This window comes from Piscinibacter sp. PDB5-1 (genome assembly GCF_056676035.1).
This window is the reverse complement of the sequence record NZ_JBWVZL010000003.1, coordinates 212,000-235,344: the sequence shown is the minus strand read 5'-3', so window position 1 is coordinate 235,344 and position 23,345 is coordinate 212,000. Positions and strand designations below refer to the sequence as shown.

Genomic DNA, 23,345 nt, shown 5'->3' with positions numbered 1-23,345 from the left:
CATCAACAGCAAAGTCATTGGTTCGCGATGACCTCCCGCCCCCAAGCACTCTCTGTGAGGTCCTTGTCGCTGACGACAACCGGGGACACGCTCGCGGGTTCGGTGCCTCGCCCAGGCAGGTGTCGAACAAGCCTAAACGGGAGCAGACCTGGTATGTCGCCGACCTAGCCGGCCACATCAGCCGAAATACGCAGCCGAGTGGATACGAATGGGCGATTGCCCGTCAACGGTCATTGGAGATCGGCGAACGAACTGCTCGTGAACTGCGAGTCGTGCTCACCCACCTCGACGACCGTGTAGCCATCACGGCCCTGCGCCTTGGTGCGGTACAGGGCGTCGTCCGCATGCCGCAGGATGAGTTCGGCACTGCTTGGGGTGCCGCCGCCGAGATAGGCAATGCCGATGCTTGTCGTGACCACCAGGTTGTGCGCTTCATAGCGCACCGCACCGCGCGCTGCTGCGTTGACCTTGTGGGCGATGACGTGGCATTCGCCGACTTCCTTCATTCCCTCTAGCACGACGACGAACTCGTCACCCGCAAGACGCGCGACTAAGTCGGTACTACGCACACTGGCGGCCAGGCGCTGTGCGAAGGTGACGAGCACGGCATCCCCCGCAGCATGGCCCAGGCTGTCGTTGATGCGCTTGAAGTGGTCGATGTCCAGAAACATCAGCGCCGTGCCGGTGCGCGCCCGGGCCGCACGCCCCAGTGCCTCCGGCAGTCGCTGCTCGAAACGGCGTCGGTTAGCCAGACCGGTAAGGGTGTCGGTCAGCGCCAGTTCTGCCATGCGGCGCTCGGCGTCGCGCAGTGCCGTGACATCGCTGGTGAGCGTGTAGACGCCGGCCGTGACGTCGGCGCTGGGGCAATCGGGAATGTAGGCGGTCTGCAGCACGCGCCGGATACCGAGCGCGTTGGACACCACCTCAAACTCCATGCGCTGGCCTTGCAGGGCACGCTCCAGCGGCACGCGCGTCTGCTCGTAGAGTTCATCGCCCACCACTTCGGCGAGCCGCTTGCCGATGGCGTCGCCGACGGCCACCCCTGTCCATTCTTCGAAGGTGCGGTTCAGGAAGCGCAAGCGGTGCTCGGCATCGATGTACGAAATCATCACCGGCAGGTTGTCTGTGATGGCGCGCAGCTGGCGCCGCGCGCGCTCTTGTTCAAGCTGCGCCGTCTTCAGGGGCGTGACGTCGAAGGTCATCACGTAAAAGCCAGCCACCTCGCCGTCAGGATCCGCCTCGGGAACAAGGTGGACTTGGAAGTGCGCCTCATGGCCGCGCTGGGGGGCCGAGCCCTCGAAGTAGGCCTTCTGGCCAGTCAGCACCTTTGGAAGGTGCGGTTCGTGCAGCGCGTAGTTTTGCTCGCCGATGGCCTCGCGCATGTGCAGGCCAATCTCTTCCCCCGGCGCCAGGTCGCGCAACCTTCGGCCGAGGCGGTTGGAGTAGCGGCAGCGCGCGTCACGGTCAAAATATCCGACCATGGCGGGCAAGCTCTCCAGAGCTTGATGCAAGCGGCTCTGGCTTTTCTTGAGGGCCTCTTGGGCGGCGACTCGTTCGCGGATGTCCCGGATAAAGGCATTCGCGACGAAGCCGTCCGGCGTCGCGATGGCCGAAACCGACAGTTCGACCGGAACCTCGTAGCCGTCCTTATGTAGGCCGGTGATCTCGACGCGGCGGTTCACGACATTGCCCTCGCCGGTATGCACGAATCCGGCATGTCCGCGTGCATGCGCTTCGCGGTGCTTCGGCGGGATGATCAGTTCGGCGAGCGGCCGGCCCAGGGCCTCCTGCCTCGTGTAGCCAAACATCATTTCGGCAGCGCGATTCCATTCGGTAATGCTTCCGCTGACGCCGATGGCCACGAAGGCGTCGTTGGCCTGGGCCAGGATGAGGCGCTGCGCTTCCTCGCTGCGAGCGAGCGCCGCCGTGCGCTGCTCTACCCGGCGCTCCAGTTCCTCGTTGGCCTTCAGCAGTTCGCATTCTTTTGTGGCCAGGTTGTCGAGCATGAGGTTGAAGGCGCCCGCCAGCCGACCCATCTCGTTGTCATCGTCGGCCCCGGCGCGCACGCCGCGCTCACCTCGGGTCACGGCCGCCGCCACCCGCATGAGGTCGTACAAGCGCCGCGTGGTGCTGCGTGCCATCCACATCGCGAGGCCAACCCCAAGCAGCACCGACACCAGGGCGAATCCGACGCCCTCCAGGGCGACCTTGCGCAGCTGCGCGTTCACGCCTTCCATGCCGGCGGCGAAGCGCACCCACCCTAGCACCTGGCCGCGCCACAGCACGGGGGAGGCGACATCCATCACTTCCCCGTCGTCGACAAGCACGCCGGGGGTGGGGTTTCCCGCTAGCATGCCTGCGGACACCGCGTCCGACATATAGCTGCCAACGAGGGCGGGGTCGTTGTGCCCGAGGACCTTGCCATTGGGGTCAACGATGACGACATGGCGCATTTCTGGGTAGGTCAGAAAGCCCTGCACGACTTCCTGCGTCGCAGCAAGATCCCTGCTGAGCAGGGCCCGGATACTTTGCAGCCCGATCCCCTGTGCGAGGCTCAAGCCGCGCTGCGCATGGCGCTCGTGCAGGAACTTCTGTTGCGTCTGTACCAAGTCGGCGACGAACAGCACCATCAGCACCGCATGCACGAGTGCCACGCCCAGGGCAAGCTGGACGCGAAAGGAGCGCAGGGCTCGTCGGAGGCGGCCGGCGCTCATGGCTTGTTCGCCGTGATCTTGCGCACGTCGCGCTCGAAATCACGCAAGAATTCGCGCACCACCGCATAGGAGTCGGCGTCTGCGGCCTCGAAGCCGGCCACTTCGAGGCGTCGCAAGACTTGGCGGCCGGCCTCGTCCTTGCCCAGGTTCAACAGTGCTTGGCGCAGATCCTGCGCCAGCGCGGGGTCGAGGTCGTCACGAACCATGATGGAATTGTTGACGAGCGAAGGAGTTTCCCACTTCACCGTCAGTTGCGCGGCGAGGGCCGGCTGATCAGCCTGGAAGCTGCGCCACGCCTGAGGCCACGTGGCGCCTGCGGCCGTCTCGCCAAGAGCGACGTTGAGGATCGAGCTTTCCTGGGTGCCGACATAGCGCACGTCCACGTTGCTCAAGCTCAGGCCCTGGTCGTGCAGCCAACGTTGGGGCAGCAACGTCGCGGCCAAGGCGGTTGGAGCGGGAAAGCTGATCGCCTGGCCGTTGAGATCCCTCGGGTGCCCAATGCGCCGATCCTTGCGTACCAAGATCAGCCCCCGGAAATCGACGTCATCGGCCACTTTGGCAATCACGCGGTAACCCCAGGGTTGAGCGACAACCGTTTGGTAGGGGTTGGGCAGGGCCAAATGCACGCTGCGCTGCTGCAGCTTGGTTTCGAAGGCCGCATAGCTGCTGGAAGCTTCCAGCTCGACCTTGATGTGCGGCAACCGTGCATTGAGTTGGTCAACCAGCGGCTGGTAGAGCGTCGCGAGCTTCTGCGGCCCGTGCAGGGGGTGCACCGCGAACACGATCGCCCGCGCGTCCGTCGCGGCAGGCCCCGTGGTGTAGGTCGGCTGGTAGCGCGGTTGCTCGTCGCTGCAGCCGACAAGACCTAATACGAAAGCGGATACCGCCGCGGCTTGTCGAACGCTTGTTAGGCTGAAGTGGCGAAGGAAATCGGAGGCCGAGGCGGTGGCTTTAGGCATGGCGAAGGGCATCCGGCGGGTTGAGACGGCGTATCAGCATAGCGGCGTCGGGAGGTGATTCAACCGTCTGCGCAGTGACTTGGCGCCAACGGTGCTCAGCTGTGCGACTCTTGCTCACGGGTGGACCGGATCAGGTTGCAGATCTCGCGCTCTGCCTCGGTCGCTGGCGCAAGGAACGGCTCCTCCCCCCCCCTCGGCATGACTGGCTTGGCACCGCGCCCGGCCGTCTCCTCGGGCAACGACTCCCACCAGAACAGATCGACAAACTCGCCGCCGATCAGCAGCTCGGCCCCGAACAGCTTGGTGTACTTGCGGTAGTCGGCCCAGTTCTTGGCGGAGTAGCACATCGAGCGAGGCGCATCGCATGCGCGGCAGCGAGGTCAGCAGATGGTACTGACGCGGGCGGCGGCGGGGGAGCGCTCATGAGCGCCTCGAGGTCGGCATGACCACCGATGCGCAGTAGCATCGTCTGAAAAGATCGTCGAGGTGTGTGCCGCAAGAAGCAGCTCTGAGCTAGGGCCTGTTAACACTAATTGCGCGAGATCGATCATGCTGAGAAAGTGCTGGCATGGAGATCACGAAGGCGCAATTTGCGCGGATTGAAGGATGCTTGCCACTGCAGCGTGGCAACGTCAGCTTGTCGAACCTGCAGGTGCTCAATGCGATCCTGTACGTGGCCGAGCATGGCTGCAAGTGGCGAGGGCTGCCCAAGCGCTTCGGCAACTGGCACACCATCTACACACGCATGAGCCGTTGGGCCAAGTCTGGCGTGCTCGAGCGTGCGTTCGAACAGCTGCAACGCGAGCAGATTGTGCAGATCAAGTTGGAGGCGGTGTCGCTGGACAGCACCAGCGTCAAGGTGCATCCGGACGGCACTGGTGCGCCCAAAAAAACGGTCCGCAAGCTATCGGCAAGTCCCGCGGTGGCTGGAACACCAAGATCCACCTCGTCGCGGCGGATGCACGCACAGCCGTGACCTTCTCGCTCTCGCCAGGTCAGGCACACGATGCCACCGAGGGCCGCGAATTGCTCAAGCGCTTGGGCTCGCCCGACAGGCCGTTGCACCTGATCATGGATCGTGCATACGAGGGCAACGAGACCCGCCAGTTGGCCCTGGACTTGGGCTACACGCCCGTCGTGCCACCCAAGTGCACTCGCATCCAGCCCTGGGAGTACGACCGCACCATGTACAAGCGCCGCAACGAGGTCGAGCGCCTGTTCAGGCGGCTTAAGGGCTATCGCCGAATCTTCTCCAGATTCGAGAAACTCGACGTCATGTTCACCGCCTTCATCTGCTTCGCCCTCATCGCTGACGGATTGCGGTAGTGTTAACAGGCCCTAGTGCACGCCGTGAACCTGGCGATCTACCATGTTTTCGAGACTTCAGGTAGGCGCATGACAGCGGCCGACGCGGTGCGCGCGACGAAGGGCCAGATCGCCATGCCGGAAGAGGTTCAGCGCTCACAAGACTTGGCCAGGCGGTGGATGGACAGGCTTCAGCGACGGGACACTGTCAATCCGCACTGAGTCGCAAGCAGGGCCGCTCCGACATGCGAGGCACTTGGATTCACCGATTGGAAGTCTCGGCCTGACGCGTCTGAAAGCCGCAGTGCTTGCAGGTGCCGTCCGGCGCTGGATCGTGGGCCTGCATCTCGGAATTGTGCAGTTCAAAGCCCAAGTCGAAGAGCCCTCGCTGCCGCACGATGCGGACGACCAGGCCGGCTTCGACGGCTGTATCGACCTGCTCGTTTGCCAGAGCGACCACGACTTCACGTGCTTTGCGTTCGAGCAACCAGCGCGTGCGATGGCGACCGTTGTTCAGGATGAACGCGTGCGACCCGTCCTCGGCTCCGGAAAAGTAGGCCACGCCCAGCTTGAACATTCCGGGGCGCGACTTGCCTTCGAAGCGGTCAAACCAGGCGCAGGCTGGGGGGTGGCCGAAGGCCGGGTAGTAGTTTCCGAACTTCCAGTAGCTTTCGAGTAGGACCGGATCCACCACGACTGGGGTCCACTGTTCACTCTGGGCCTTGGCCATGAGAATCATGCGACTGCCCTCCAACTGGCCGACTGAGGCGCAGACGGCGCGGCCGAATCCGTGGCCGATTTCGCCGCCGGCTGCTCGTTCATCGTGCTTGTCGAACTGCGGCCCCGCTGGTCACGGCCATTCAGTTGCCTGACAGCTCCGGCCGACCCTGTGTCGCTGGCTCCGATGACATGAACTCGCCTGCGTCGATCCGGGCGATCAGTTCGGACATATGAGGTTTCAGCTCCAGCACGCGGTTGATGCGGCCAACCAGGGCAGGGTAGCCTGGCCAGTAGTTCTGTTTGGCCATCTGCGAATCCCACAGATCCTCCCACCATAGGGCCCTGGTCAGCGATCGAAGGACACCTGCAGGGTGAGCACGTCCCGATGTCAGCACCTCGTAGTCATCGTGCCGGGCAAGGTAACTCACGACATTGAGCTCTCGCGGACTGCGTGTATAGACGCGGTAGAGCGCTCGAAGCGTGAGCCACAAATGCGCAAGATCTGCCTCGCCACCTGCTCCGATGACTTCGCTCAGGTGGATGTTCGTGTGCACGCTCGCAAAATGCCCGCTCGAGGACTCCTGCAGCAGCAGTAGCGCTCCCGTTTCATCAGCCTTGCGAACCAGGTGCAACGTGGCGACGTGCTCGGTGCCTTCCCCTCGCCAGGTCCTCATCCAACGCAGTGCCTCCGCGATGTCACGTGGGACCGATTCCGAGCATGTGGCAAAGGGCTGGCCAACGCCGTGCTTGAGCCATGCAGCCCGTACACCGAGCAACCGGGCGATGGACTCCAGATGGGCCAGGGAGGGCTCTTGCCGGCCAAGGAACCAGTCCTCGACGTGCGCGACATACGACTCGCCGATCGCTTCGGCGACTTGGGAGGCAGTCAGGCCTTGGCCGAACCTGGACCCATTCCACTCGGCCATGGCCAAGCGCAGCCGTTCGGAGACGTCTCGTAGGCGAGAGTGCTGCTCACGGCCCACGATGATGGGTTGCACCCAGGCGCGGAGTGCCATTCGCGCCTCTGCTTCCAACGACCTTTCGTTTCGAGAGGCCAACACGTCGAGTGCGTCCAGAACTTCGTCGGGTATAGATCGCAGAGAAAGTCGACCGATCATGTGGGTGTCTCCATCAAAGAATGGCCGCATTCTGCAAAATGCCGTCGTCTTGCGCAACAGCGGCGCTTTGCCGTCAAAGAGACACCATAGGGGCTTCGGCTCACAGCGACTGAAGAGGGGCCGACTGGAGGGTTCCTTCGGTCGTGGTTTGGTTTCAGACAGACGCGGAGCGCGACGCCGTTCGAGTTCTTGCTGCGACGACAGCCTGCTCAGGCACAAACTGCTGCTCGCAAACGGTGCAGAGCACGGACAGGCCGGGCTTGCCCCAAATGTTGGTCTTGCATGCGCAGGTGTACTTCACGCGGTTGCTTCCGTTCGTGGTTTTGCTCGCCGACGGCTTGGGCAGGATCTGGACACCGTGCTCGGCCGGCACGATGGTGGCAGCGGTCGGCAAGACGCCACTCCCCTCGGTGGTGGTCAGCACATGCGGAGCCTGGCGCACTGCCGGCGGGAAGCGGTCATACCAGGCGATCTCGAACCCATCGGCCATCAGCTGGCCAACAACCTTGAGGAAGCGTCCTCCGACGAGGGGGTAGTCGGACATGCAGTCTCCCGTCCGCCGCCCACCCGGCTGGCCAGTGTGGGAGGGCATGAGACCGATCGACTCCATCTTGTCCGCCCACTCGCGGTTGTGGAAACGCCCGCGAGAGGGTGAGCCGTGCGTGTGCTGCCACACGTGGACCATCTCATGCGCGAGGGTTTGAAGGATTTCGACCAAGGGACTCACCGCGAACCACTCGGGGTTCATGGCCAGCTCGTGGGTTAGGCCGCCCGTCCGGTTGGCAAAGCGATTCGCCGAGAGGTAGCCACAGGTGTTGGCCTTGCGTTGCAGGGTCAGCAGCACGGAGGGCAGCGTGCCGTCGAAGAGTTCCCGATTGAACGTGTCGTAGGCGCGCTCGAAGGGTGGATAGGTCTGAACGCTGGGCGAGGCATCGCTCTTGGTCATGAGCTGTATTGTGCAATACACTTCCAACGCAGCGCAGCACCTCGTCGCGCGCCGGAGCCTTCATGATTCGCTGGGAAACGACCACCCGCTACTACCTGGCCAGCGTGCAGTCAGACATCTTCGGCGAGTGGGAGCTGTTCCGGGCCTGGGGCGCGAAGGGCAGTGGTCTCGGCAATCAGATGCGGCAAGGCGCGCGCGATCGCGAACACGCGACCGAGTTGCTGTCCGCGGTGGCCCGCGAACGCCAAGCGCGCGGTTATCGCCTTGTGAGTGCCGAGCCGGCGTTTGGCGTCAACCTGGAAGGAGCATCTACATGACCACCGTGAGCCGCATCGAGTGGACCGAGCAGACCTGGAACCCCACGGTGGGCTGCACGAAGATCTCGCCTGGCTGCAAGAACTGCTATGCCGAGACGATGGCTCGCCGGTTGAAAGCCATGGGAGCGCCCGGCTACGACAACGGCTTCGAGCTCACGCTACTGCCGAACCGTCTGGGGGATCCGCTCAAGCGCAGCAAGCCGACCATCTACTTCCTGAACTCGATGTCGGACCTCTTCCATGAGGCGGTCCCTGACGCCTACATCGACCAGGTCATGGACGTGGTGGCGCGCACGCCGCAGCACACCTACCAGATCCTCACCAAGCGGGCTCAGCGGATGGCGGACTACTTTGCCGCTGGACGGGCCGTGCCGCCGAATGCTTGGATGGGCGTGTCAGTGGAGAACCGCAAGCACGGGGTGCCACGCATCGCTCAGTTGCGCAAGGTGCCGGCTCGCATTCGTTTCCTGTCAGTGGAGCCGCTGCTGCAGGACCTCGGCCGGCTCGATCTCGCCGGCGTGCACTGGGTGATCGTAGGCGGCGAGTCCGGTGCCAAGTCGAGGCCCATGGACCCGGCTTGGGTGGAGCGTGTGCGCCTGCAATGCGAAGAGCAGCGGGTCGCCTTCTTCTTCAAGCAGTGGGGAGGGTGGGGCGCCGATGGCAAGAAGCGATCGAAGCATGCGAACGGCCGCGAGTTGCTCGGCCGAACATGGGACGCAATGCCGCAGCTCGAACCGTCGGTTTGACGCCGGGGTTTTCCGCGCCTCAGCCGAAGAGGTCGAGCGTCGCGGGCTTGGCCACGTCGTCCCAGACCTTGTTGGCCAGCGGATGCCGACTGAACTCCACGAGGCGGTACAGCGGCGCGTTGCGATCACCGCGGATCAGCGGCATGTGGCGGGCTGAGGTGAAGCCGAGGTTCTTCACCGCGTCCAGCCAGTAGTCGAAGAACGCTTCGCGCAGTCCGACCTTCGACAGTCGTTCGTGATCGACGTGGTCGCGCCAGCCAGGTGCGGCGTCGTCAAAGCGGGCTTTCGAATCGTCGAGCGCCATGTCGACGTTGCGTTGAAGGTCCATGGTGCTGAAGTGCACCAGCAGGTCGATCTTGGGCAACTTGGCGAGCGCCCGCAAGATTTCAAATCCGAGATACGACAGGTTGTACGGGTCGATGTAGGCCAGGACCAGCGCGCCGGACGGGATAGAAGCCGCCATCTTCGGCGCGGTTTCCAAGGCAGGCCCGGTGAAGCTCTGGACGGGGGCTTGGAGGGCTTTCAGGCGAGCCGCGCAGGCTTCTGCGCGCTCAACCTCGATGTCGCCGACGAGGACGCGGGTGAAGGGCACCGCGTGCGCCTGCGATCGCCGCCAGGCCACGAGTGCACCGCCGTCGCGGGTGAAGGACTCTCCTTCCACTTGGATGCGGCCGGGACCACAAAACGGGTCAATGAAGACTCGCTCGGGCCACTTGGCTCGCGCTTGGCGCGTCCCCCCCAGCCACTTGGCCAGGAGCGTGTGCTTGTCGTCGGGCACCCACCGACCGACACCCGTGCCCTTGGGACCGCGCTCGATCAGCAAGTCCGGGCATGGATCCGGATCCACCGGCAGTACGAAACGCTGTTTCACCATCTCGAGCCCTCCCTGTTCGGCTTCATTGCGAATGAGTCTAGGCGACGAATCGCCCCAAGCGCGGGGCCGAGCCGACTGCTCTGACGCGCTGACCGAGAGACCCGAGACTCAGGGCAGCCGTGGGCCGATCGGGTTGCCCAGGTGACGGCTCGCCGCCGACACCGAGTAGCTCGGGAGGTTCAGGTGACGGGTGAGGCGGTTTTTCAGGTTGTCTGGCTGACGGGTGGGCTGGCTGGGGGCGGGCTTTTCAGATGACGGGTTGGCCAGATCGCAGCTTGTTTGCGTGACGCGTCGCCAGTCGGGTTGTTTGGGTGACGCGTGAGCTCGTACGCGAAGATGCGGGTTCTCCAGCTGACGGGTGGCGACCGCAAGGGGCGCAGCGAACGGCCGCAGCGCATTGCGCTCGGTCCGTCTGGCTACTGGCCTGCCCTGGCAGCCTCTGCCGCCGCATGGGCGGCCTGCACGGCCCGGTACACCGAGGCGTGCAGGTTGCCCAACTTGGGCGACTGCCCCAGTGGCGCATGGGGAGGAATGGCAAAGAACTCCTCGCCCCAAGGCAAGGGCACAGTCTGGCCGACGTCAAACTTCGTGTCGAAGCTCAGGCCTGCGGCCTTGAACGCGGCTGGCGTGCCCTGCTTTGTGATGGTGAACTCGCCGGTGTGCAAGCGATTGAGCTGCTGAGATGTCCCGTAGGCCACCGTCACGATGGCACCGTCCTCGCGCTCTTCAACGTCACAGACGAGAGCTGGCCTCGGCTTGGGACCCGGGGACCGCCTGGGCAGCTCGGGGAATCGGCACCAGACGATGTCGCCTGGTACCGGGGCAGCCCACGCAGCCACGTCAGAACAACGATTGCTTGCGCAGTACAGCGCCCGTGGGCATCTGTGCCTTCGCAAGTTTGCGCACGGCCTTCAGCTCCGACATCGACAGCGGGCCGTCGTCGGCCTCGTAGCCGGGCATCTCTTCCTTGGCGAGCCGAGAGAGCGCCATGTGAACCACCTCGGTTTCCGACAGATCGAAGTGTTTGGCCATGGCCTTGACCGTCGACCTGGTCACTCCGAACTGCGTGTCACGTTCTCGGAACTTCAGCAGCAGATTGGCAGTGGGTGCAGGCATGATTTCACCTCCGTGTATATACAAAATATATACATTTTCGGACTGAAGCGCAATCCGCCGCTGGCCATGGGTGCTGGCCGGCAAGCGCCGAGAATTCGTGCGGGGCTAGGCGAGCACGTCGCGAATCATCTTGATGGTGGCGGCTTGTCCGGCCTTCCTCGAGGCGTGGTTCTTCGCTCTTTGTTCAGCCACCAACGATTCTTGGTAGCCGAGGTTCCGGTAGAAGCGCACCACGCGCTCGTCCGCATCCGCATCGAGGATCACCAGGCGGGCCGCCGAGAGCGACGCGGAGTCGAGGATCTCGCCGTGCACCAGGCCCATGATCTGTTCCCCGATGCCCTGGCCCTGCAGATCCGCTGCGACGGCCAGACGCCCCAGCTTGACGGCCGGGTAGGCGCTCAAGTTGACCAGGTCATGCAGCCCGAGTTCCTGCTGTTCCGACGTCGTGAGAGGGAAGGCGTCGTTGGCAAGGGTGAAGTACCCGATCGCACGGTTCGGCTGGTCTCGGTGGAAGACCACGGTGGTCAGCCCGAGTCGATCCTGGTGGAAGAGGTGAGCGTCGACCAGGAAGGCATCCAGGTGGTCCTTGCCGCACTTGAAATCGGTCAGCAAGGACCGCGCAACCTCAGTGACCGGGAGCAGCCCAAAGCCGTCGTCGGCCAGGGCCATCAGTCGGCGGCGCGGTATTGATCGAGGAAGGACGCGGCCTTGGCCGCCTTCACACGCTTCACCAGCTGACTGGCGACGACGCGGCTGGCCTCCGTGGGCTTGGTCGCTTTGACCTCGGCCAGGAACTGAGCACGTTTCGCCTTGGCCACAAGCTTTTGCTTGACCTTCACCTTGGTCAAGCGGTGCTCGGCCGGCTTGGTGGCCAGCTTCGCCAGGCGCGAGGCAATGGTGGGCTTCTTGGTCATGGTCGGCAGTTTACTTCTTCGGCCTGTTCCGGCGGTGATCCTGAAGGCATGCTGACCCGATGCGGCGCCCGGTTCGGTGCATTTTGGCGAGGCGTGCTGCTCGACTCGCCGCGCCCTGCAACTGGACCTCACGCTGCCGGCGGAGCGCTTGGCGCCAATGCCTGGATGGTGGGATATTCAGCCAGGAAGGCGTTCCACTCGGCGTCGTCGGCCAGAGCATGGCCCGATCGAGCAGGGTCCACGCTGAGGCCGAGGCTCATCTTGCGGTGGTCCCAGATCGCGTAGACGCGGCCTGGCTGGCCGCGGTGCTGGCTCTCCCAGCTGAGTCCGTGGACGAGCTGCCCAAAGCGCTGGAACAGCTCATGCGCCACGGCTTGGTACGCCTTGTAGTCGTCCTGCCAGCCGTCGATTCTGAGCACCGGCCGGTTCGGGCCATCGAGCGGCAGAAACAGCGCCGGCTGCGTGAACGTGTAGCGGGCGATGCGGTACTGCTGGGCCAACGCAACGTCCCACACGGAGTGCGCGCCGGTGCGCTTGAGGATCAAGCATTCCATCGCGACCGTGGCCACGTTCCCGGCCGTGTAAAGCACGCCGTAGTCCCCCTTGCAACCTTCGGGTGGATCCACACGCAGGTTGCGGTGCTCGGGCGGGGCCGCGCTGAAGTCGCCGCCGGCATGTCGGTAAAGCCGCATCAACGGCACGCTGCCGGGGTCCAGCAGCTCGAGCTGCAGGGATTGGGCAGTGCAACGCGGGACGAGCGGAGGCGGCGACGGTGGGACGCCGGCGCTCATGCGCCTCCAAGGACCGTGGCGTAGGTCTTCGCTGCGCGCCGGACCGACGCGAGCCGCTCTTGAGCCGGTCGCTGCAGGAAGGCCTGCGCCGACTCGTCGACCTGCTCGGACGTCAACAGTGACCCGACGACGGCCTCGACGGGCGTTAGGCCACCCAACAGGTCGGTGCTGAAGCCAAAAAACCCATGCAGGCTCGCGCCGTCGCGGGCCGGCGCACCAAGCGTCTGCAGCAGGCCCGTCAACACGTCCCCGGCGAACTCGGGCCAGGCCTGGAAGCCGGGGTATTCGCGGCCGCGCTTTCGACCCGGTGCGAGGACAGAGAAGAGTTCACCCGCGCGTTCCCGGTTGCGCACCGTTTCGTCGCTCACCCCGAGCCTTGCGCCGAGATCGGCGGCGCTCAGGAGCTCGAGCGCATCCCGGCCCTCGGCTGGCCCCCTCGGAGCGCTTTCGGCTGCCGCCTGAGCACCCGCGTCTGCCATCGCCGCGGCCACGGCCTCGGCTTCAACCCGCGCTTGACTGAGCTGGTATTGCATGGCCATCCCACGGGCCTTGGCATCCAGCCATTCGTCGAGGGTGTCGACCAGGCTCTGCGACAGGCCTTGCTTGGCCAAGGCGCTGCGGTAGTGCTCGTTGACCTCATCCTGCGCCTTTTCCACCACCGGGCTCACAGGTGCGTTGTGCAGCGCGACGTACACGTCGTCGGAGGTGAACCTGGCGCTCAGGTCGTCATGCTGGACGATGGCGCCCACGGTCCTTGGATGGTAGATCGGCGGCCAGGCACTGAAGAGCGGGCTTTGTCGCGTGCAGACGGGCAGACTCGCCATGATCAGCATCGGCTGGTGACGCCGCGATGCACCATGCGCGTTCTGCACCAAGAAGTCGGCGACGGAGCGCTCGAGCTCGCTCAGGAGTTCGCGCGTGCTTGCGCTCAACTTCGAACTCGGCGAGGGCCCGATGTACTGGGGGGCACCGTGATCGTCCGTCTCGAGCTGCTCAGGTGGGAGATCTCCCCAGCTGGAGGAGAAGCTCCAGAACGGGTGGTGCGAGTGGTGGCGGCGATCGCTCATGTGAACCTCAGCTTGGCTCCGTTCAACGCGCAAAACACTGACAGCGGGCCCTGCCGGCGAGGGTCTGCGAAGCAGACCCTGTCGCGTCGACCAGGACTTTGCCTTATTTTTGGCTAGTTTGGCTAACCCAAAATAAGGAAGTTCAATTTTTTCTGGTCTGATAAATCACATTATCAGCCGCCAAAATTCGACCTCACAAACCGGCTTTTTGAGGTGATCCGCGTGTCAGAACTCCAAAGCGAAGCGCCTTCCTCCCTCGTGTGCAGGGCGGTTTTGCATGTCACCGGACGGGCTACGTGCCACGCCTGCCGACAGGAGACCCGGACATTCGCCGTGATGGCGCTACCGCCCTTCGTGTTCGGATCGCCCGACGATGAGGAAGACGAACGCGGCTTGCTGCTTAAGTACATCCACGCAATGCCCGATGCCCTCGCTGAGCAGCTCGGGCCCGACGTTCGCCAGCGCTGGCGGCCGGACGACAGCCAAACAGCGCGCCAGACCTACTGGATGAACCACTGCGAGCGCTGCGACGCGAAGCAGGGCGAGCACTTCCTGCAGGCGCCTGACGGCCCGTTCTGGCCCGCGACGGGTGCCGAGCAGGACGCCCTCGAGGCGGTGGAGCTGGCCGGGCCGTTCACGTTCGTCGACGTCGGCTGGAGCGCGGGACCCATGAACCACTGGCTTGATCGCCGGCTCGGCATCGAGCGGCCTGCGCCGAAGCGCCGGCGCCGGCCGGGGGCGGGCCGATGAGGCACCGCGCCAGTTTTCCCCGGCCGGCCAGCGGCCCGCGGCTGCAGCGCCGCGATTTGGCGCTGTACTGGGGCTATGTGCAGGGCGCAGATCCTCGCGTGCTGCATGCCACCTACTTCGAGGGCGAGGTGCTGGCCGATCTGCGACATGTCCCGGCGCGCGCCCGTGAGATCGCCCGCGAACTCGCCGCGGCCGCGCGGCGCAGCGCGAGGCCCGAACTCGCAGCGGTCTTCGAACGGGATCCGCGCGCCATCGCCGCGCCGCGGGCCAGGGCTGCGGCAGCAGTGCCGGCCGAAACCCTGACGCTCGACGCGTTCCGAGAAGAGGTCGATCCCGACGACTGCTACAGCGAGCACGAGCTGATCGCGCTGTGGCGGGAGCGATATGGAAGTGCCGACGGCATGAGGGCAGGGCCTGCGAAAGCCGGGCCTGGGCCCGAGGAACGCGCCGAGCAGCGGCGCAGCCGCCTGCGCGGTCGCATTCGGGAGGCGCTCGCCTACGTCGAAAGCCACGTGTTCCCAGTGCCCGAGCGCGAGCACCGGCTCGACGCCTGGCTTCCCGCGGCATACGCAACGCGTCTCGCCGCCGGCGGCGTGGCCACGGTGGGCGACCTGGTCAACCACGTCAATGCGCACGGCCACCGTTGGCATCGCAAGTTCCGAGGCCTCGGGCCCGCCAAGGCGCACGAGATCGAGGACTGGATTGCTCAACATGCCCGCCCGGACCTCCAGCTGCTGCCCAGCGCGCGGCTCTCCCCGCGACAGCTGCAGACTGCGGGCGTAGACGCCCCAGGAGGCCGCCGGCTCGTGCCGTTGGAGCAACTGCACCTCCCGGCGCATTTGGACGGCTCGGAGGGCCGATTCCGGGCGCCGGCAGCGCTGTGCACGCTCGGGGCTCGCAACGACGTGGACGCGGTCAAGGCGTGGGTGGCCACCAAGGTGTCACCGCACACCCAGCGGGCCTACACCCGTGAAGCCGAGCGTCTGCTGCTGTGGTGCTGGTGGATCCGCCGCGTGCCCATGTCGTCGATGGCGGTGGAGGACTGCCAGGCCTACCGCGAGTTCCTGGGTGCACCGCCGGCGGACTGGTGTGCCCCGCGCGGCACCGCGCGCTGGAGCAGCGCCTGGCGGCCGTTCGAGGGCGGCTTGGCTGGCCCGGCCGAGCGCTACGCGCTCATCGTTCTGAAGGCCCTGGGCGGCTGGCTGCGCGATCAGAACTACCTGGTGGCCAACCCCTGGTCGGCGCTGCCGCTTGGCGGCACGCCCACGCGGGACGTCGACCGTGGCCGCGCGCTCGACCGCGAGCTTTGGCAGCTGGTCTTGCACCAGCTCGAGCAGCTCGACGATCGGGCGGGGCGCCCGCGGCTCAAGTTCGCCGTTTGGCTGCTCTACAGCACGGGGATGCGGCTGTCCGAGGCAGTGTCTCGTCGCATCCAGGACATCGAGGCGATCACCTTGGCGGACGGCGCGAAGGCCTGGCGTCTTCGGGTGGTTGGAAAGCGTGGCGCCGTGCGACATGTGCCGCTGGCCAGCGCGGTGATGGAGCGCCTGCAGGCGTACCTGGCCAGCCGCGGCTGGCGCAGCTGGACCGACGCGCCGGCCGAGGCGCCATTGCTCGCCCGCGCATTCGAGGGCCCGCACGGCCCGCTTCCCTTCGGCCTGGCCGTCGGCGAACTCACGGGCATCGCCAGCGGGACCCTGTACCGTATGCGTCCGGTAGACGCATCTTGTCCGCTGGCTAGGCAGTGTGTGGCACCCACCGATGAGGTAACAAGTCAGCGATGCAGCTGGCCGGCAGCGTCGGTAGTCGCGCGATGACGTCCTTGAGGTAGGCCCACGGGTCGATGTCGTTGAGACGAGCCGACTGGATCAAGCTCATCAGCGCGGCGGCACGCTTGCCCGCGCGCAGGCTTCCGGCGAACAGCCAGTTGTTGCGTCCGAGCGCGATCGGCCGGATGCGGTTCTCTGCCCAGTTGTTGTCTGCTGGCAAGGCACCATCGTCCAGGTAGCGCACGAGCGCGCCCCAGCGCTTCAAGCTGTAGTCGATGGCCTTCGCCGTGGCCGAGCCATCCGGCACTTTCTGACGGTGCAGCGTGAGCCATGTGTGCAGCGCTTCGGCCACCGGCCTTGCTCGCTCGTGTCGCATTCGCCATCTGCCTTCGACCGTCAGCTCCCGCGCATCACGCTCGATGTCGTACAGCTTGCCGAAGTGCGTCAGTGCCTCCTCGGCGATCTGGCTGCTGTTGTTGGCCCACAGCTCGTGGAACTTGCGCCGTGCGTGCGCCAGGCAGCCGGCCTCTGTCACCCCCTGAGCGATCAGCGCCTTGTAGCCGCTGTAGTCGTCGCAAACGAGCGCACCTCGCCAGTCGCCCAGGAAGGCAATCGCGTGCTTGCCCGCCCGGCTCTCGGCGAAGTCGTAGACGACGATGCGCTCGGCCTCGAACTGGCCGGTGCAGTAGGTCCACAGGTACGCCCGGTGCGTCTTGCCCGCCCCGGGCTTGAGCATCGGCACCGGCGTCTCGTCGGCGTGCAGCACGCGATGCATCAGCATCTCAGCCTTCAGTGCGTCGACCAGCGGCTGCAGCTGCACGCCGCAGGCGCCCACCCACTCGGCCATCGTCGAGCGCGGCAAGTCCACGCCAGAACGCGCGTAGATGCCTTCCTGCCGATGCAGCGGCTGGTGGTCGGCGTACTTGGCGACCAGCACCTGCGCGAGCAGCGCGGCCGTCGGGATGCCCTTGTCGATCACGTGCGGCTCGACGGGCGCCTGCACCAGGCGTTCACATTTGGCGCACGCCCACTTGCCACGCACGTGGCGCTCGACGCTGAACACGCCCGGTTGGTAGTCCAGCTTCTCGGCCACGTCCTCGCCGATGCGCTTCATCTGGCAGCCGCAGCCGCACACCGTGCTCTCTGGCTCGTGGCGGACCTCCCGGCGGGGCAGCTCGGCCGGCAGTGGGCGGCGCTTGGCGACTTGCTTGTCGGGCGTCGCACGCTGCGGCCTCAGCTGCGCCAGCTCGGTCTGCACGGCTTCGATGTCGGCGTCCAGCGTGTCTTCGAGCAGCGTGCGCTGCTCGGGGCTGAACTGCTCGCGCGTGGCGGCGAACTTCAGCCGCTTGAGCACGGCGTTCTCGTGCGTGATCTTGTCGATGATCGCCTGCTTGAAGACCGCCTCGGCGCGTGCCACGCGGAGGGCATCGCGCAGCTGCTTCGCATCCAGGCTATCGAGGTCGTCGCTGATCACGAACGCGATGGTGCCCGGCTCAGCGCGTCCGCACATCGGCAGATGCCGCAATGGACGCGGGTCGAGCCGCTTCTACAGAACGCTGATCACACCGGACTCGCCCAGGCGCTGCCACGGCAGGCCCAGCACCAGCGCGTCGAGTTGTGCCCGGCTCAGCGCGAGCGTGCCGGTCGCGCCTTGCGGCCAGACGAACTTGGCATCGTGCAGCCGTCGCGCGGCCAGCCACACGCCGATGCCGTCGTGCACCAGCACCTTCATGCGGTTGGCGCGACGGTTGGCGAAGAGGTAAGCGTGGTGCGGACGGGCCGCACCGAACACGGCAACCACACGTCCCAGCGTCGTCTCGGTGCCTGCTCGCATGTCCAGCGGCTCCACCGCCAGCCACACCGCCTCGATGCGGATCAACGCAGAATCTCGCGCAGCCAGCTGGCGCACGCCGCGCCGGCGTCCACCGGCCAGCGCACGCGAACGCTCAGTGCGCCGCGCTGCAGTTCAACGTCTATGCAGGAGGCAGGCGCCGCTGAAGCACGTTCGGCATTGAGCACCACGGGAACGAAGGTCGCCGACACCGGCGGCGCGTCTCGCGCCCGCGCGCCTCGTCGCCACTTGTGGACGAGGTTGGCGTTCAGGCCGTGCGCCATCGCCACTTGCGCCACCGACGCACCGGGTACCGCGCACTGCGCGAGTACCTCACGCTTGAGCGCGCCGTCGTGGCGGCGCCTGGCCTTGGTCTTAGCTTCTTCCATGGTGTCCACCTAGCAATTCTTGGTGGACACGATCCTTGCGCCCCGGGCGGCCTCATTCAAGATGAGATAGCCGGACGCTTACCCTGTACCGGCAAGTGTCGGCGTTCTTCCGCCTGGTGGCGCGGCGCGTTGGCGAAGCTGATCCGCCGGCGGCGGCCAAGCTGCGCCGGGCGACCACCCATTGGCTGAGGCACACGTTTGGCACGCACATCGTTGGAATGACGAAGGACGTGGTGCTCGCACGCGACCTCCTCGGCCATGCCTCCGTGGGCACCACGAACGGCTACCTCGACGGCGACGAGCTCGAACGGCACCGCGCCGTGGACCGCCTGCTTCAGCAGTCGGTCAGCGGCCTTGCACACCCAGCAGGGGGACTTGAGCCGCAAGCGGCGTAATGCCCCGGTTCTAATATTCGAATCGGTTGATTCAGATATCAGAATCTGACGACCAACCCGTCCCGTTGCCCCCCTGTCCGCCCGTTCTACGGCGTGGGGTCATCGTCAGGTGTCGGCGTCGCCTCTTCCTCCGCACTCAACACAGCAATGCGATCGCGAATCGCGGCCATGACGCCAGTGATCTCCAGGCGCCCAGAGAAGTTCGCAGACTGCAGTGTTTGCTCAAGAAGCCGGAGGTCTTCCAAGCTACTGGAAGCCGAAATCGTGCGCCTGGCTTCTCCGAAATCAGCGGCTCGAATCAATTCGATCACCGCCTTTACCCAGGCACTCATGGTGTTTCCTTTCGACCAAGGCCGCCGACGCGAAAGCTGATGCTCGGCCGCTCATCGACGGTGCCGATCTTCCATGTGTAGGCCTTGCTGAGCAAGCCAGGCGTCCCCGAGGCGTTGTGTGAAACCACGGTCGCGCCGGCCGGCAGACGCACCTCCAGCTTGCCGTCGACCTTGATGCCGAGCTGCCGGAGGCCTTCGCTGTCTTTGGGGCTGATGGGTGGCACCGAAATGCTGGTCACGCCGTCCTTGTCGGTCTTCACATAGAGGATCTTCAGCGACGTAGGCTGCTGGCCCGCTCGCACGTCCTGCTGGACGGCAATCGAATAGCGACCGGCACCTTCGTAGGTGAGTTTTTTGACTGCGGGATCCTTGCGTCCCTTGTCCACCTCGGCGCGCAAGTCACTGTCCTGCTTCGCAGTCAGGCTGCCCTGCTGCTTGATGGCTTGAGCCGCGAGCAGATGGATGGCGGTGCCCTCGTAGGCGTAGGTGTACGAGCGGTCCGGCCGTACGTCGACGCTTGCTGTGAACTTCTCGGGCAGCAGGCAGCCGCTGAGAGCCAAGCTGGCCGTAAGCGCCGCTAAGCGGGCGATGGTCGATGAGGTGCGTGTCATTGATTCCTCCTTGGTGTGGGCTTCTTGTCAGGCTGGCCGGCTCAGTGCATCGTGATCGCCGATCAATTGATCCGGTCGGGCAGCGTGCTCTCTGGACTCAACTTGGGTTCATTGAGCAGCTTGGCTTTGAATCGGAAAAGCTCTTCCTCGGGAACGTCAAAACGCTGCATCCACTCTTCGGCGGCAGCGCCCGTGATCCTTGGCTCGGCGCTTGCCGTCACATAGTGCAGCGACTGAATTTGAGGGACACGGAGATCCTTCAGCAGCATGTTGGGAAGCACGTAGGATGCAGGCTTCGGGTCATCCTCGACAAGGGCGGGCGGAGCTTCAGGCCCCGCTTGGATGACGACCCCGGCGCCGTAGTCATAGAGCGCAAACCAGGGCCGAGGAAGCTCAGAACGAAGCGTCTCCCGGCCCCCAACTTTCTCCACCAGTTCGTTGTTGATGGCTGTCAGCCACGAAACCGTCTTCATGCCATTGCGCACGGCTCGCGAGACGCCCACCGGCGTACCGACATCCAGTCCGTTCATGCGCTCAGCGAAATAGGTTTCTAGCGGCTGGTTGTCCGTGATCCGTACCGGCGAAAGAAGCAGGGCATGGCCGCCGTAACCGTGGATGGCTTTCAAGCGCCTCGCAAAGTTGAGGAACAGCTGCTGAAACGCGATAGGGTGTTGGTACACGAACAAGTGCGGCAGGCTGAACCGCATCGAGGAGAGTGGGCAGTTGCCCTTCCGCGCCTGCCATGCTCTCCAGCCGTTGACTTCGAAAAGCCACTGGCCCGCGTCCACGGACTTCCTTCCACTCGTGTAGGCGAAGCTCACGAGATCGTCTGTATCCAAGCGACTCATCATCTCCCTGAGTGGCTTGGCATTGGCATACCGAAAGTTGTCAGGCCCTGCCGGGGGTTCGGCGCGCCACACCCAATTGAGGTGCGCCTTCGAAATCGCCTCGTACTCTTCAAAGCACTGGCAGATTTGTTCCCTGACCTCCGGGGTGTGGGCCTCGGAGAAGAACAGAAGACCGGCTAGCGCGGGTGTCGCACCGTGGTAGTCCTGCCGACCGCGTTTGGTCAGCAGCCCCCCGGGGAAAAAAGCCTGGTCGCCGATCTCTCGAACGAGCTTTGCGTAGTCAAGGTCTTCGGACATTTCCGCTCAAAAAGGGTGTACAGGACGGCTTGGCCGGCGCAACACGAGCTACCGGCTTACCCTCAGTCGCCCGTTGCTTCGTGAAGGCTCCAGACTACCTGGCCCCACTCAGTATTCACAGTGTCGGGGAAGCGGTCGCCCACGCGGAAGAGCCGACGGCCCTCCGAAATCGCTGGCGAATGCCACCAACCGCTGATGGGAACAGGGTCGCTGGGAAGGCAGCGCAGGCGCGGTTCGTCTGGCGGGGCAGATGCTGCGTCTTCGATGTCGAATCGCGAATACCACTGAAGCGTCGACGCCTTGTCGAAGCTCTCTCGATCGGGCATGTGGTAGTGCAACGGTTCGGGGTCGGGGATGCGCAGCGGTTTGAGCACGCGATTGACCGCAACGTACAGGGGCGGGGTCATGTCTGCACCCAAATCAGGAACCTCACCCGCCCGCACGATGAGGCCCGTGGGGTAGCGCTCGGCAGAAATGCCAGGCAGTGCAAGCGCCTTCGACACGGTGTCCATCCCGCCGATTTTCTCTAGCAGCTTGTCGCCCACGATCGTCAGCCAGTTGACGCCCTTTATGTACTTGTCGGTCAGCTCGTTCACATGAACCAACGCCAGTGAGTCGATCATCAGCCCTGTGTACTGTTGTGAGAGCCCGTACTCGAAGGACATATAGCGGAACTTGTCGTACGGCAAGACGGGGGAGATGCCCCCGTAGCCATGTTCGACGTTGAGCTGAGTGCAGAGGTGATGAACCAGGGCCATGTATGACGCCCTTCCTTCCGTAGAGAAGGCAGTTCGCAAAGGCAGGTAGCACTTCAGAAAAGAGCGCTTACCGAACTTCTCTTCCCGCAAGTCTTGCGACGTCAGCGTCTGAATGCAGTACTCGGGTGCTGCGTTTTGACTCGGCTCACTCGATAGATGCCATTCGAGAGCGTAGCAACCTTCTAGAGAGGTGGCCTTCTGGCGCAGCTTGGGATAGCTGCCCTTCTGAAGGGATGTGTACTTGCCATCTGTCTGGCCGCTCAACACCTTCCCATTCAGGTGCTCGCCGAAGCGCTCGTTGAACCAGTCGAAACACACGGCGATCTTCTCGCGGACCTCTGCTGAGTACCCGCGAGCGAAGTACACACACACGATCAGACCTGGACGAATGACGATGGACTTGTCTGGCATCTCCCAGGTCAGAGCGTGCTCGTGTTCAACCAGGGTCTGCAGGGCAGTTAACGAGACGTCGCTCATGCGGTTGTGCTTCTCATAGGTCAAGCTGCGGCGGCCACAAGCCCGCCGACTGTAAGGAGGCCGGCGGCCATCGCAAGCAACGCCGCTGCAACTGCAGCCAGGAACTTTATGGCAATCACGCAGACCACCACCGCCCCAGCGATCAAGACCGTGAACACGATGATTTTGCCGACGGTTAGGAGAACTTCCCCCCAGCGCACTTGCTTAATCTGCTCCCAGGTCGCGTCGATGGAGTCTCGGAACGCCTCCATCGCTTCCCGCAGTTGAGCCATCGTCCAGCGCGCCATCTCCCGCCCGGACTCGTCAATCCAGACCAACGCATCGCCGACTTGATCGCGAAGCCAGCGTCCCTTCTCGCGCATCCAAGGCAGCAACCGTTCAAGTTCCTGCCGCGCCTCCGCAGAGAGACGCGACAGGCTTCGGCTGATTGCGTCATACGTTTCATACGCTTCCGTTCCCAGACGCTCATACCAAGCAGGGTCCGGCTGCGGCTCTCTGCTGTACACCGGAGCCGGTAGGCGCTTGGCACCGTTGTCTGGGACAGGTCGCGGAGTGGAAGGGCGAGGACCGGCCGGTCGTGGCTGAGGCGATGGCCCGCCTGATGGTGGCGGCACAGGAAGCGGCAGCGGACGGACTTCAGGCGAGGATTTGGGACTTGGATGCTGAACCGGCTCACGCTCCCGTTCTCGCTCGCCATCCTCCTCGCAATCAACGACATCGACGACGCTGAATCGTTGAGTGCCACCAGCAATCTCAATGTAGGCCTGCTCTTGCGTAGCACTGAGGCTGTCGTTCGGGAACTTGACCTCGACCACGCGAAGCAAGTTCTCTGGATGGATATGACCACTGTGGTCGGGGCCCGCGCGCCCCGGCCAACGGACCGATGGGTTGACAACGACGATGACGTCTGGGCGGCGAAGGAATCCCCTCTTGTAGCCGGGCGGAAACGGATTTCGAGACCGGCGGCGGTTGGGTCCGTCTTTTGCGGCAGTCGTGCTTAGGAACGGCGTCGGCGGCTCCCTGGTCATGTCAAAGCTGACCTCCGCTTTGTATTCCCAGTAGTCTTGCGCCGCCGTTTCCTCGAGCCAGATCATGGCGGTCATCGCGAGCTGATTCAGCGATACGGTGACTGGCTCACCGTTGATCATCCGGATTCCCTTTCTTGGAAACTTTAGTGCTGTGTCTGCCTTCTCGCTCAGGTAGCGGAGGTGGAGCGGATTGGGCAACTTAGCAAACTCTGGCCGCTCTTCGAGGGTGCTACAGGTGTTGCCACCCGGTTTGAACGCCTTGGCTCCCATAAG

General features: G+C 64.6%; 27 protein-coding genes. 6 read left to right on the top strand and 21 right to left on the bottom strand.

What is annotated here, in order from left to right:
* Positions 1 to 230: 230 nt before the first annotated feature.
* The 3 genes from AC1KAT_RS13965 to AC1KAT_RS13955 all read right to left on the bottom strand — a co-directional run bounded on the left by AC1KAT_RS13965 (position 231) and on the right by AC1KAT_RS13955 (position 4,020).
* Positions 231 to 2,714: a diguanylate cyclase domain-containing protein gene (locus tag AC1KAT_RS13965; protein ID WP_480326938.1), complete on the bottom strand. Its 2,484-nt coding sequence runs from the start codon at positions 2,712 to 2,714 to the stop codon at positions 231 to 233.
* Positions 2,711 to 3,673, bottom strand: a complete 963-nt coding sequence (locus AC1KAT_RS13960; RefSeq protein WP_480326935.1) for a phosphate/phosphite/phosphonate ABC transporter substrate-binding protein — start codon at positions 3,671 to 3,673, stop codon at positions 2,711 to 2,713. The genes AC1KAT_RS13965 and AC1KAT_RS13960 overlap by 4 nt, the downstream gene beginning before the upstream one ends.
* A gap of 95 nt (positions 3,674 to 3,768) precedes the next feature.
* Entirely contained in the window at positions 3,769 to 4,020 is a 252-nt protein-coding gene (locus AC1KAT_RS13955; protein ID WP_480326933.1) for a hypothetical protein, read from the bottom strand.
* A gap of 221 nt (positions 4,021 to 4,241) precedes the next feature.
* Here AC1KAT_RS13955 and AC1KAT_RS13950 point away from each other — a divergent pair.
* Positions 4,242 to 4,999, top strand: a protein-coding gene (locus tag AC1KAT_RS13950; protein WP_480326931.1) for an IS5 family transposase whose coding sequence is annotated in 2 segments (ribosomal slippage) — positions 4,242 to 4,557 and positions 4,557 to 4,999 — 759 coding nt in all. Because the reading frame shifts where the segments join, the coding sequence is not laid out codon by codon here.
* A 241-nt stretch (positions 5,000 to 5,240) separates the two neighbouring features.
* Here AC1KAT_RS13950 and AC1KAT_RS13945 read toward each other — a convergent pair.
* The 3 genes from AC1KAT_RS13945 to AC1KAT_RS13935 form a co-directional block, all read right to left on the bottom strand.
* Complete coding sequence (locus tag AC1KAT_RS13945; protein WP_480326929.1) at positions 5,241 to 5,717, bottom strand: hypothetical protein; 477 nt, start codon at positions 5,715 to 5,717, stop codon at positions 5,241 to 5,243.
* A 121-nt stretch (positions 5,718 to 5,838) separates the two neighbouring features.
* Positions 5,839 to 6,816: a FitA-like ribbon-helix-helix domain-containing protein gene (locus AC1KAT_RS13940; protein ID WP_480326927.1), complete on the bottom strand. Its 978-nt coding sequence runs from the start codon at positions 6,814 to 6,816 to the stop codon at positions 5,839 to 5,841.
* A 154-nt stretch (positions 6,817 to 6,970) separates the two neighbouring features.
* On the bottom strand, positions 6,971 to 7,762 hold the full coding sequence (locus tag AC1KAT_RS13935) for a SprT-like domain-containing protein (protein WP_480326925.1): 792 nt from the start codon (positions 7,760 to 7,762) through the stop codon (positions 6,971 to 6,973).
* 62 nt (positions 7,763 to 7,824) lie between these two features.
* Between AC1KAT_RS13935 and AC1KAT_RS13930 the strand changes: the two genes are divergently transcribed.
* Both AC1KAT_RS13930 and AC1KAT_RS13925 read left to right on the top strand, forming a co-directional pair.
* Positions 7,825 to 8,079: a WGR domain-containing protein gene (locus tag AC1KAT_RS13930; protein ID WP_480326923.1), complete on the top strand. Its 255-nt coding sequence runs from the start codon at positions 7,825 to 7,827 to the stop codon at positions 8,077 to 8,079.
* On the top strand, positions 8,076 to 8,825 hold the full coding sequence (locus tag AC1KAT_RS13925) for a DUF5131 family protein (protein WP_480326921.1): 750 nt from the start codon (positions 8,076 to 8,078) through the stop codon (positions 8,823 to 8,825). Before AC1KAT_RS13930 ends, AC1KAT_RS13925 begins: the two co-directional genes overlap by 4 nt.
* Positions 8,826 to 8,844: 19 nt before the next feature.
* Here AC1KAT_RS13925 and AC1KAT_RS13920 read toward each other — a convergent pair whose 3' ends face one another.
* The 7 genes from AC1KAT_RS13920 to AC1KAT_RS13890 all read right to left on the bottom strand — a co-directional run bounded on the left by AC1KAT_RS13920 (position 8,845) and on the right by AC1KAT_RS13890 (position 13,587).
* Positions 8,845 to 9,699, bottom strand: coding sequence for a three-Cys-motif partner protein TcmP (locus tag AC1KAT_RS13920; RefSeq protein ID WP_480326919.1), 855 nt, complete (start codon positions 9,697 to 9,699; stop codon positions 8,845 to 8,847).
* Positions 9,700 to 10,115: 416 nt separating this feature from the next.
* On the bottom strand, positions 10,116 to 10,403 hold the full coding sequence (locus AC1KAT_RS13915) for a hypothetical protein (RefSeq protein ID WP_480326917.1): 288 nt from the start codon (positions 10,401 to 10,403) through the stop codon (positions 10,116 to 10,118).
* Between the two features lie 136 nt (positions 10,404 to 10,539).
* On the bottom strand, positions 10,540 to 10,815 hold the full coding sequence (locus AC1KAT_RS13910) for a ribbon-helix-helix domain-containing protein (protein ID WP_480326915.1): 276 nt from the start codon (positions 10,813 to 10,815) through the stop codon (positions 10,540 to 10,542).
* Positions 10,816 to 10,920: 105 nt separating this feature from the next.
* The gene (locus AC1KAT_RS13905) at positions 10,921 to 11,484 is read right to left on the bottom strand and encodes a GNAT family N-acetyltransferase (RefSeq protein WP_480326913.1); all 564 of its coding nucleotides are present in this window, start codon (positions 11,482 to 11,484) and stop codon (positions 10,921 to 10,923) included.
* The gene (locus AC1KAT_RS13900; protein ID WP_480326911.1) at positions 11,484 to 11,729 is read right to left on the bottom strand and encodes a hypothetical protein; all 246 of its coding nucleotides are present in this window, start codon (positions 11,727 to 11,729) and stop codon (positions 11,484 to 11,486) included. Before AC1KAT_RS13900 ends, AC1KAT_RS13905 begins: the two co-directional genes overlap by 1 nt.
* A gap of 128 nt (positions 11,730 to 11,857) precedes the next feature.
* Complete coding sequence (locus AC1KAT_RS13895) at positions 11,858 to 12,520, bottom strand: RES domain-containing protein (protein WP_480326909.1); 663 nt, start codon at positions 12,518 to 12,520, stop codon at positions 11,858 to 11,860.
* Entirely contained in the window at positions 12,517 to 13,587 is a 1,071-nt protein-coding gene (locus AC1KAT_RS13890; RefSeq protein WP_480326907.1) for a hypothetical protein, read from the bottom strand. The genes AC1KAT_RS13895 and AC1KAT_RS13890 overlap by 4 nt, the downstream gene beginning before the upstream one ends.
* Positions 13,588 to 13,923: 336 nt before the next feature.
* On the opposite strand from AC1KAT_RS13890, the gene AC1KAT_RS13885 reads away from it, so the two are divergent.
* Positions 13,924 to 14,337: a hypothetical protein gene (locus AC1KAT_RS13885; protein WP_480326905.1), complete on the top strand. Its 414-nt coding sequence runs from the start codon at positions 13,924 to 13,926 to the stop codon at positions 14,335 to 14,337.
* Positions 14,334 to 16,154, top strand: coding sequence for a phage integrase family protein (locus tag AC1KAT_RS13880; RefSeq protein WP_480326903.1), 1,821 nt, complete (start codon positions 14,334 to 14,336; stop codon positions 16,152 to 16,154). The genes AC1KAT_RS13885 and AC1KAT_RS13880 overlap by 4 nt, the downstream gene beginning before the upstream one ends.
* On the opposite strand, the gene tnpC is transcribed toward AC1KAT_RS13880, so the two are convergent.
* Genes tnpC through tnpA form a run of 3 tightly spaced genes read right to left on the bottom strand, consistent with a single transcriptional unit; the run spans position 16,075 to position 18,326 of the window.
* Entirely contained in the window at positions 16,075 to 17,616 is a 1,542-nt protein-coding gene (tnpC, locus tag AC1KAT_RS13875) for an IS66 family transposase (protein WP_480326901.1), read from the bottom strand. The genes AC1KAT_RS13880 and tnpC overlap by 80 nt on opposite strands.
* A gap of 36 nt (positions 17,617 to 17,652) precedes the next feature.
* Positions 17,653 to 17,985, bottom strand: a complete 333-nt coding sequence (tnpB, locus tag AC1KAT_RS13870) for an IS66 family insertion sequence element accessory protein TnpB (protein ID WP_480326899.1) — start codon at positions 17,983 to 17,985, stop codon at positions 17,653 to 17,655.
* A complete protein-coding gene (tnpA, locus tag AC1KAT_RS13865; protein WP_480326897.1) occupies positions 17,982 to 18,326 on the bottom strand; it encodes an IS66-like element accessory protein TnpA in 345 nt (114 codons plus the stop codon). The genes tnpB and tnpA overlap by 4 nt, the downstream gene beginning before the upstream one ends.
* Before the next feature lie 95 nt (positions 18,327 to 18,421).
* Here tnpA and AC1KAT_RS13860 point away from each other — a divergent pair, with 95 nt between their 5' ends.
* A complete protein-coding gene (locus AC1KAT_RS13860) occupies positions 18,422 to 18,721 on the top strand; it encodes a tyrosine-type recombinase/integrase (protein ID WP_480326895.1) in 300 nt (99 codons plus the stop codon).
* An 86-nt stretch (positions 18,722 to 18,807) separates the two neighbouring features.
* On the opposite strand, the gene AC1KAT_RS13855 is transcribed toward AC1KAT_RS13860, so the two are convergent.
* The 5 genes from AC1KAT_RS13855 to AC1KAT_RS13835 all read right to left on the bottom strand — a co-directional run bounded on the left by AC1KAT_RS13855 (position 18,808) and on the right by AC1KAT_RS13835 (position 23,192).
* A complete protein-coding gene (locus AC1KAT_RS13855; protein WP_480326893.1) occupies positions 18,808 to 19,053 on the bottom strand; it encodes a hypothetical protein in 246 nt (81 codons plus the stop codon).
* Entirely contained in the window at positions 19,050 to 19,664 is a 615-nt protein-coding gene (locus tag AC1KAT_RS13850; protein WP_480326891.1) for a hypothetical protein, read from the bottom strand. Before AC1KAT_RS13850 ends, AC1KAT_RS13855 begins: the two co-directional genes overlap by 4 nt.
* A 62-nt stretch (positions 19,665 to 19,726) precedes the next feature.
* Positions 19,727 to 20,809 carry a type VI immunity family protein gene (locus AC1KAT_RS13845; protein WP_480326889.1) on the bottom strand — a complete coding sequence of 361 codons (1,083 nt, stop codon included), beginning with the start codon at positions 20,807 to 20,809 and terminating at the stop codon, positions 19,727 to 19,729.
* Between the two features lie 62 nt (positions 20,810 to 20,871).
* Positions 20,872 to 22,044 carry a type VI immunity family protein gene (locus AC1KAT_RS13840; protein ID WP_480326887.1) on the bottom strand — a complete coding sequence of 391 codons (1,173 nt, stop codon included), beginning with the start codon at positions 22,042 to 22,044 and terminating at the stop codon, positions 20,872 to 20,874.
* 20 nt (positions 22,045 to 22,064) lie between these two features.
* On the bottom strand, positions 22,065 to 23,192 hold the full coding sequence (locus AC1KAT_RS13835) for a VRR-NUC domain-containing protein (protein WP_480326885.1): 1,128 nt from the start codon (positions 23,190 to 23,192) through the stop codon (positions 22,065 to 22,067).
* Positions 23,193 to 23,345: the final 153 nt, after the last annotated feature.